7 protein-coding genes are annotated in these 7,623 nt (G+C 74.5%); 3 read left to right on the top strand and 4 right to left on the bottom strand.

Annotated elements, in window-relative coordinates; translation table 11 throughout:
- The first annotated feature begins 11 nt into the window (after positions 1-11).
- A complete protein-coding gene (locus ABZW03_RS33305; RefSeq protein ID WP_355266767.1) occupies positions 12-512 on the top strand; it encodes a polysaccharide deacetylase family protein in 501 nt (166 codons plus the stop codon).
- Positions 513-548: 36 nt separating this feature from the next.
- Here ABZW03_RS33305 and ABZW03_RS33300 read toward each other — a convergent pair whose 3' ends face one another.
- A complete protein-coding gene (locus ABZW03_RS33300) occupies positions 549-794 on the bottom strand; it encodes a hypothetical protein (protein WP_355266764.1) in 246 nt (81 codons plus the stop codon).
- 207 nt (positions 795-1,001) lie between these two features.
- On the opposite strand from ABZW03_RS33300, the gene ABZW03_RS33295 reads away from it, so the two are divergent.
- Positions 1,002-1,622, top strand: a complete 621-nt coding sequence (locus ABZW03_RS33295; RefSeq protein ID WP_355266761.1) for a hypothetical protein — start codon at positions 1,002-1,004, stop codon at positions 1,620-1,622.
- 88 nt (positions 1,623-1,710) lie between these two features.
- On the opposite strand, the gene ABZW03_RS33290 is transcribed toward ABZW03_RS33295, so the two are convergent.
- The 3 genes from ABZW03_RS33290 to ABZW03_RS33280 are packed head-to-tail and all read right to left on the bottom strand — an operon-like array spanning position 1,711 to position 4,906.
- Positions 1,711-2,802: a hypothetical protein gene (locus tag ABZW03_RS33290; protein ID WP_355266758.1), complete on the bottom strand. Its 1,092-nt coding sequence runs from the start codon at positions 2,800-2,802 to the stop codon at positions 1,711-1,713.
- Positions 2,803-2,814: 12 nt separating this feature from the next.
- Positions 2,815-3,759 (bottom strand): NAD-dependent epimerase/dehydratase family protein, encoded by a 945-nt coding sequence (locus ABZW03_RS33285; RefSeq protein WP_355266755.1) that lies wholly within the window; start codon positions 3,757-3,759, stop codon positions 2,815-2,817.
- 22 nt (positions 3,760-3,781) lie between these two features.
- Positions 3,782-4,906, bottom strand: a complete 1,125-nt coding sequence (locus ABZW03_RS33280) for a DegT/DnrJ/EryC1/StrS family aminotransferase (protein WP_355266752.1) — start codon at positions 4,904-4,906, stop codon at positions 3,782-3,784.
- A gap of 381 nt (positions 4,907-5,287) precedes the next feature.
- Between ABZW03_RS33280 and ABZW03_RS33275 the strand changes: the two genes are divergently transcribed.
- Positions 5,288-7,489 (top strand): MMPL family transporter, encoded by a 2,202-nt coding sequence (locus ABZW03_RS33275; RefSeq protein ID WP_355266749.1) that lies wholly within the window; start codon positions 5,288-5,290, stop codon positions 7,487-7,489.
- Positions 7,490-7,623 lie beyond the last annotated feature (134 nt).

The following is a 7,623-nucleotide window of genomic DNA, read 5'->3' as shown; positions in this document are numbered from 1 at the left end:
AAGTTCCAGCTGTGGCACGATTCCAACGGGACCGAAGGGCTCCAGCCGACCGGCGACAAGCCCGACACCAAGGTCGGCGACCCCGGCACCACCGGCCGCAGTGGTACCCGGCCCCCGCCCGCGACCTGCGCGAACTGCGCCGCGCCGAGGACGCCGTGACCGGGCTCTGCGGGGCCCGTCCGCTCTGGTACCGCCCGCCGTACGGCGTCCTGACCGCCGGGCCGGCCCTGGCCGCCCGCCGACTCGGCCTGCGCACCGTGCTGTGGACGGCCTGGGGCCGCGACTGGACGGCGCAGGCCACCGGCGAGTCCGTCTACGCGACCGCCCGCCCCGGCCTCACCGCCGGCGCCACCCTCCTGCTGCACGACTCCGACTGCACCTCCGCCCCCGACTCCTGGCGCGCCACCCTCGCCGCCCTCCCCCTGATCGCCGCCCACTGCCGCACCCACGACCTCACCCTCGGCCCCCTCCGCGACCACGGCGTCCCCGGCCTCCGTGGTCGGAGGATCTAGCCCCGACGCCGTGTGGACAGGGCTTGTGGATGCCTGTCACGGGTCTGGTGCGGTCAGGATGTCGATGCTGATGGTGGCCTTGTAGCCGGTCCGGTCGACGGTGCCTTTGGCGTTGTACTCGGAGATCGCGCGTTTGCCGACGCGGGGTCGGGTGCGGATGCGCCGGTCGGGCATGAGGTCGGCCAGGAGGCGGCGGCCGATGGCGCCGACGAGGTTGCCGGGCCGGTCGCGTTGCCGCTGGTCGGCCGCCGGAGCACTGCCGGTCGCCGAAGTGCTGGGCAAGAGTGCCGGCTGACGGTCAGTGGGGTCCCCACGGTGTCGCGCGGACGTGCTTGGGCGGGTGGGGCTGTGCCGATCGGCACAGCCCCACCCGCTCGTGGGCGATCCACCTGCCGATCGGCACATGGTGCGGATGGCCCGGCGACGGCGAGGCTGATGGGGCACCGGACGGCGGGCATCAGGGCCGCCGTCGACGAAGGGAGTCTCCCAATGGTCCGCGTCATCAAGCCCTGCGCCGCCACCCTCGCCGCCGTGGGCCTCGCGTTCGCGATGCTCGCCACGGTCACCCCAGCCTCCGCCGCCGGTCCCGCGGCGCCCACCAAGGGCCATCCCGTCCGGCTGGCGAGCGTCACCGGGTCCGGGCGGATCTTCTACGCTTTCCGGCCCGACGACGAGATCCGGTTCACCGTCGACGCCCAGGTGGCCCCCTACACCCGGGGGTTCCCGGGCACCATCGTCCCGGACGGCCTGCCGACCGACGCCCGCGGTACCGTCCGCTTCACGCACCACAAGGCCGGGACCAATGAGGTGGGCACCGCCGACGCCGCCGTGGACTGCCTGGTGACCGGGGACCACGTCGCCACCCTGACCGCCGTCATCACCACGTCGGACGTCATGCCGGTCGGCCAGCGGATCGGGCTGAGCATCTCCCAGGGGCACGGCCACGACAAGGGGCGCCTCGGGTTCTCCTGGGGCGTCGTCAACCTCGATGTGGACGCCAACGGGAAGCCCGTGCAGCCGGTGGTGGGCACCTGCATGGCGCCGGCGCCCTTCGCGCCGGTCGTCGACGGCGGCTACACCGTTCACCCGGGCGACCTGGAGGTGCGGTGAGCCGGGCTTCCTGGCGGACCAGCCCCGCGGACGGCGAAGGGCCCCGGCCCCGCGAACCGGAGTCGGCGGGGCCGGGGCGCTGGCGGATCTAGCCCAGCCCGACGCGGTGCAGGGCCGCTCCGAACCCCTCCCGCCAGGCCGCCGGTGTGGCGCCGGCGGACGGCGCGGGCTCGGGGCGGCCGAGGGCGGCCAGGGCGTTGCGGACCACCTCGGTCGGGCGGGCGGTGGCGACGTCGGCGTGGCCGAGCTCCAGCTCGTGCTGGAGGTTGTCCCGCCCGTGGCCCTGCACCACGTCGAGGAGCAGCAGCCGCCGGCCCAGCGCCCGGGCCTCGCTGCAGGTGTCGCCCGAGCTGGTGACCACCAGGTCGGCGGCGGCCATCAGGGCGGGGACGCGGTCGGTGTAGCCGAAGGGGTGCAGCCGGGGCTCCCGGCGCGCCGCGGCCCGCAGTCGGCGCTCCAGTTCCCGGTTGCGCCCGGCCACCGCGAGCACGTGCGGCCCGGCGGCGGCCAGCGCGGCGGCGGTGCGGGCGAGCGGGCCGAGCCCCCAGGAGCCCGACATCAGCAGCACGCAGGCGGCGCCGGCCGGCACGCCCAGCTCCGCGCGCGCCGCGGCCCGCTCCGGCGGCCGGTAGAACGGCTGCCGCAGCGGCGCCGGCAGGACGGCGATGTCCGCGTCCGGCCGGTAGCGCCGCACCGCGCAGGCGGCGACCTCCGAGGTGACCAGGAACAGGTCCGTCCCCTCCTGCACCCAGAGCCGGTGCGGCGTCACGTCGGTGCAGAACACGAAGTGCCGGAACTCCCGCTCCGGGGCCTGCCGCAGCAGCCGGTTGACCGCCGAGGTCGCGGTGGCGAAGACCGAGACCACCAGCTGCGGCCGCTGCTCCTCGACCAGCTGCCGCAGCGCCGGGACCAGCCGGCGGCGCGCCGCCGCGTCGGCGAGCAGGGCGAGCCGGGCGCCCGGCCGCAGCGCCGAGAAGTGGAAGGCGTCGTACACCCCCGGCAGGTCGAGCAGTCGGCGGAACACCGCCTCGCCGGCCGCGCCCGAGCGCTGCCCGAGCAGGGCCATGGCGTCGACGGTGCGGGTGGTCCAGCCGCGCTCCCGCAGGGTGTCCGCACAGGCGTGCGCCATCACGTCGTGGCCCTGCCCGAGCGAGCCGGAGACCAGCAGGGCGTGCGGCATCGGGCGGCCCCGTCAGGCGCCGGCGGCCGAGCCGACGGTGGCCCGGTACCAGTCCGCGTACCGCCGCACGCCGTCGGCGAAGCTGGTGCTCGGCGACCAGCCCAGCAGCCGCTTGGCCTGCGCCGAGGAGATCCGCCGCCCCGTGTAGTCGGCCTTCCGCCCGTCGATGTGCTCGATCGCGACGGGCCCGAGCAGGCCGTTCACGGCGTCGGCGATGTCCCGCACCGAGACCGCCGCCGAGCCCTCCAGGGCGAAGGTCTGGTCCTCGGCGGCGGGGGAGAGGGCCCGGACGTGGGCGTCGGCGAGGTCCTCGACGTAGACGAAGTTGCGGCTCTGCCGGCCGTCCCCGGCGATGGTGATCGGCCGGCCGGCCAGCGCGGCCTGGACGAACCGGGCGACGACCAGCTCGTTCCGCATCCGGGGGCCGTACGGGATGCCGTAGCGCAGGATGGTGAAGTGCTGACCGTAGAGCTCGCGGTAGCTGTGCACCAGCATCTCGGCGGCCAGCTTGGTGGCCACGTACAGATGGCCGCTGTGCTCCAGCTCGATCGGCACGTGCTCGTCCAACTCCTGCTCGCCGCCGTCGATTTGCTCGTCGGCGAGGGCGGCGCCGTAGACCCAGACGGTGCTCGCCAGCACGGTCCGGCTCAGGCCGCTGCGCCGGGCGGCCTCCAGGACGGCCTCGGTGCCGTCGATGTTGGTGCGCACCGCGCGGACCGGGTCGGCGGAGACCTGCTCGACGTCGGCCATCGCGGCCAGGTGGTAGACCACCTCGCTGCCGGCCAGGGCCGCGGTGAGGGCCTTGAGGTCGAGGACGTCGAGCCACGCGTGCTCGGCGTCCGGGTTGAGGTACTTGTCGGTGGTGTCCACCGCGAGGACGTCGTGGCCGGCCGCGATCAGGTGGTCCACCACGTGTGAGCCGATGAAACCGCAGCCCCCGGTGACGGCTATCCGCACGATCTTGCTCCCTTCGCTCCGGCTACCCGGCCAGGCGCCGGTACACCGCGGAGACGGCGTCCACCACCTGCTCCGTCTCGTCCTCGGTCATGTCGGAGTGCACCGGCAGGCAGACCTGCCGGGCGCAGACGTCCTCGGCCACCGGCAGCGGCCCGCGCCGGTAGGGGGCGAGCACCGGCTGGAGGTGCAGCGGCAGGTCGTAGACCTCGCCGGACAGCCGCACCCCGTGCTCCTCGGCCACCGTCCGCTTGAACTCCGCGCGGTCCACCCCGGGCGGCAGCAGCGCCACGTACTTGTAGTAGTTGCCGCGGCAGCCGGGCGGTTCGCGCACCGGGTCGAGGCCGTCCAGCCCGGCCAGCGCGGCGTCGTAGCGGCAGGCGACGGCCCGGCGGGTCTCGATGAACTCCTTCAGCCGGCGCAGGTGCACCGCGCCGATCGCGGCGTGCGGCTCGCTCATCCGCCAGGCGTGGCCGAGCTTCACGTGGTGGTTGGTGGTGAAGGAGCCCTTGCCCTGGTCGCGGTAGATCCGGGCCTCGTCGCGCAGCTCCGGCGACTCGGTGAGGATCATCCCGCCCTCGCCGCTGGTGGTGACCTTGGTCGGGTAGAAGGAGAAGGCCCCGGCCAGGCCGAAGGTCCCGGCGGCGCGGCCGTCGAAGCTGCTGCCGTGGGCGTGCGCGGCGTCCTCGACCAGCGGGATGCCGCGCCGGTCGCACAGCGCGCGCAGGGCGTCGACCTGCGGGCCGACCAGCCCGCCGATGTGCACCAGGACGACGGCGGCGGTGTCCGGGGTGAGCGCCGCCTCCAGGGTGTCGGGGGAGAGCGCGAGGGTGGCCGGGTCGACGTCGGCGAGGACCGGACGCCCGCCCGCGTGCAGCACCGCGCCGGCGGTCGCGTAGAAGGTGACGGCCGGGACGACCACGTCGCGGCCCCGGACGTCGACGCTGCGCAGGATCACCTCCAGCGCCGCCGTGCCGCTGCTCACCGCGACGGCGTGCGAGGCGCCGTGCTCGGCGGCGAAGGCCTGCTCGAAGCGCTCGGTCCACGGGCCGAGGGTCAGCGCGCCGGTGGTGAGCATCTCGGTCACCGCCTCGGCGACCGCCGCGCGGTCGTCCTCGTCGAACACGATGCGGGCGGCTGGAACGCCCATGGGGCACCTCCGGCGGCGGGCTGCGCGAAACAGCACCGATCGGGTGGGATCCTCCCGAACCGCACGTCGGCGGACGGGTCAGGTCACATCACGCTACTTCGCCCACCGGCCCGCGGCCCGCCGTCGCCGCCCGCACGGGTGACCGGATCTGCTCCCGCCGCAGGTCCGGGCGCTGCTTCCGGCGCAGGGCGTGCGCTCCTCCGTACGGGGGAGGGCCCTACTGCGTCCGCAGTACGCAAACGGCCTGCACAGAGATGACGACGGAGCAGGGGTCGGCGATCAAGGATTGGCCATGCTGCGGCGGACCGCGTCCATCCGGACCTCCGGCCCGCCGCGGCGCGTCCCGTTCCGAGAACCGCATCCGAAGGAGTCCGCTCTCCCGTGGCCACGTTCCTCTACCGTCTGGGCCGATGGGCCTTCGTCCGGCGCCGGCTGGTGACCTTCCTCTGGGTCGCCGTGCTGGCCGCCGTCGGGGTCCTGGCGGCCAAGGCGCCCGCCGCACCCGACGACGGCTTCGCGATGCCCGGCACGGAAGCGCAGAAGGCCTTCGACCTGATGAACGAGCGCTTCCCCGGCGGCCACGCCGACGGGGCCTCGGCGCGCCTGGTGTTCGTCGCCCCCTCCGGCCAGAAGATCACCGCCGCGCCCCACCAGCAGGCGGTCGAGCGGACGGTCGACGAGGTCGCCCACTCCGAGCAGGTCACCGGCGCGGTGAACCCGTTCACCATGCAGGGCGCCGTCTCCGCGGACGGCACCACCGCGTACGCGACCGTGAACTACTCCGCCAAGGCCGGTGACGTCTCCAAGGGCGCCACCGAGGCCCTGGAGCGAGCCGCCCAGCACGGCCGGGACGCCGGGCTCAAGGTCGAGATCGGCGGCAACGCGCTGATGGCCAAGGGCGAGGCGGGCGGCAGCAGCGAGGCGATCGGCATGGCGCTGTCCGCCGTCGTGCTGGTGATCACCTTCGGCTCGCTGGTCGCGGCCGGGCTGCCGCTGCTCACCGCGGTCGTCGGCGTCGGCCTCGGCATGGCGCTGATCACCGCGCTCGGCAGCACGCTGGGGCTCTCCGCCACCACCGGGACGCTCGCCATGATGCTCGGCCTCGCGGTCGGCATCGACTACGCGGTGTTCATCGTCTCCCGCTACCGCGCCGAGCTCACCGAGGGCCGGACGCCGCAGGAGGCGGCCGCCCGGGCCGTCGGCACCGCCGGGTCCGCGGTGGTCTTCGCCGGCCTCACCGTGGTGATCGCGCTCGCCGGCCTCTCCGTGGTCGGCATCCCGATCCTGGCCAAGATGGGCATGGCGGCCGCCGGGACGGTCGTGATCGCGGTGCTGGTCGCCCTCACCCTGGTCCCCGCCCTGCTCGGCTTCCTCGGCCGCAAGGTGCTGCCGCGCAAGGCCCGCAAGGCCCGGGGCGCCGCCGTCCCGGCCACGAAGGAGAACGGCGGCGCCCGCTGGGCCCGCTTCATCCTGCGCCGCCCGCTCGCGGTGCTGCTCGGCGGGGTGATCGGCCTCGGCGTGCTCGCCGCCCCCGCGCTGGACCTGCGGCTCGGCCTGCCGGGCGACGAGGCCAAGCCCACCTCGACCACCCAGCGCCGCGCCTACGACCTGCTCTCCGAGGGCTTCGGCCCCGGCTTCAACGGCCCGCTGACGATCCTGGTGGACACCAAGGGCGTCGCCGACCCGAAGGCCGCCGCGGGCGAGGTCGCCAAGAAGGTCTCCGGCGTGCCCGGGGTCATCGCGGTCACGCCGCCGATGTTCAACCAGGCGGGCGACACCGCCCTGCTCAACGCCGTCCCGGCGACCGGCCCGAGCGAGGCCGAGACCAAGGACATCGTGCACGCCATCCGTGCCGACGCGGCCGGCCTGAAGTCGGCCACCGGGGCGACGGTCCTGGTCAGCGGCACCACGGCGATGAACATCGACGTCTCGCAGAAGATGTCCGACGCGCTGCTGCCCTACCTCGCCGTGGTCGTCGGCCTCGCCGTCGTCCTGCTGATGGTGGTCTTCCGCTCCGTCCTCGTCCCGCTGAAGGCGGCCCTGGGCTTCCTGTTCTCGGTGGTCGCCGCGCTGGGTGCGGTGGTCGCGGTCTTCCAGTGGGGCTGGCTGGCCGACCTGATCGGCGTGGAGCAGACCGGCCCGGTGATGAGCATGATGCCGATCTTCATGATCGGCGTGGTCTTCGGCCTCGCCATGGACTACGAGGTGTTCCTGGTCACCCGGATCCGGGAGGGGTACGTCCACGGCGAGCAGCCCGGCGAGGCGATCGTCACCGGCTTCCGGCACAACGCCCGGGTGGTCACCGCCGCCGCGTTCATCATGATCGCCGTCTTCGCGGGCTTCATCGGGATGAGCGAGCCGATGATCAAGATGATGGGCCTGGGCCTCGCCGCGGCCGTCGCCTTCGACGCCTTCATCGTCCGGATGACGATCGTCCCGGCCGTCCTCGCCCTGCTCGGCCGCCGCGCCTGGTGGTTGCCGCGCTGGCTCGACCGGCTGATACCGGACGTGGACGTCGAGGGCAGCAAGCTGGCGGCCACCGTCCCCGAGCCGCCCGCGGCCCGGGAGACGGTCACCGTCTAGCCACCACCGCCCGACCCGCCACCGCCAGCCCGCCACCGCCCGGCCCGCCGCCCCGGCGCAGTTCCACCCGGGCCGGGCCCTAAGGCATCTAAGGCCCTCTAAGTAAGGCCTAAGGCCCCGTCTCACCTATGTAT

Source organism: Kitasatospora sp. NPDC004799, assembly GCF_040609095.1.
Classification (GTDB): domain Bacteria; phylum Actinomycetota; class Actinomycetes; order Streptomycetales; family Streptomycetaceae; genus Kitasatospora.
The sequence above is the reverse complement of the archived record's forward strand: the minus strand, read 5'-3'. Positions and strand labels throughout refer to the sequence as shown.

Coding starts and splice junctions, on each gene's coding strand:
- ABZW03_RS33295 (WP_355266761.1), top strand. CDS start 1,002: ATGGTCCGCGTCATCAAGCCCTGCGCCGCCACCCTCGCCGCCGTGGGC.
- ABZW03_RS33290 (WP_355266758.1), bottom strand. CDS start 2,802: ATGCCGCACGCCCTGCTGGTCTCCGGCTCGCTCGGGCAGGGCCACGAC.
- ABZW03_RS33280 (WP_355266752.1), bottom strand. CDS start 4,906: ATGGGCGTTCCAGCCGCCCGCATCGTGTTCGACGAGGACGACCGCGCG.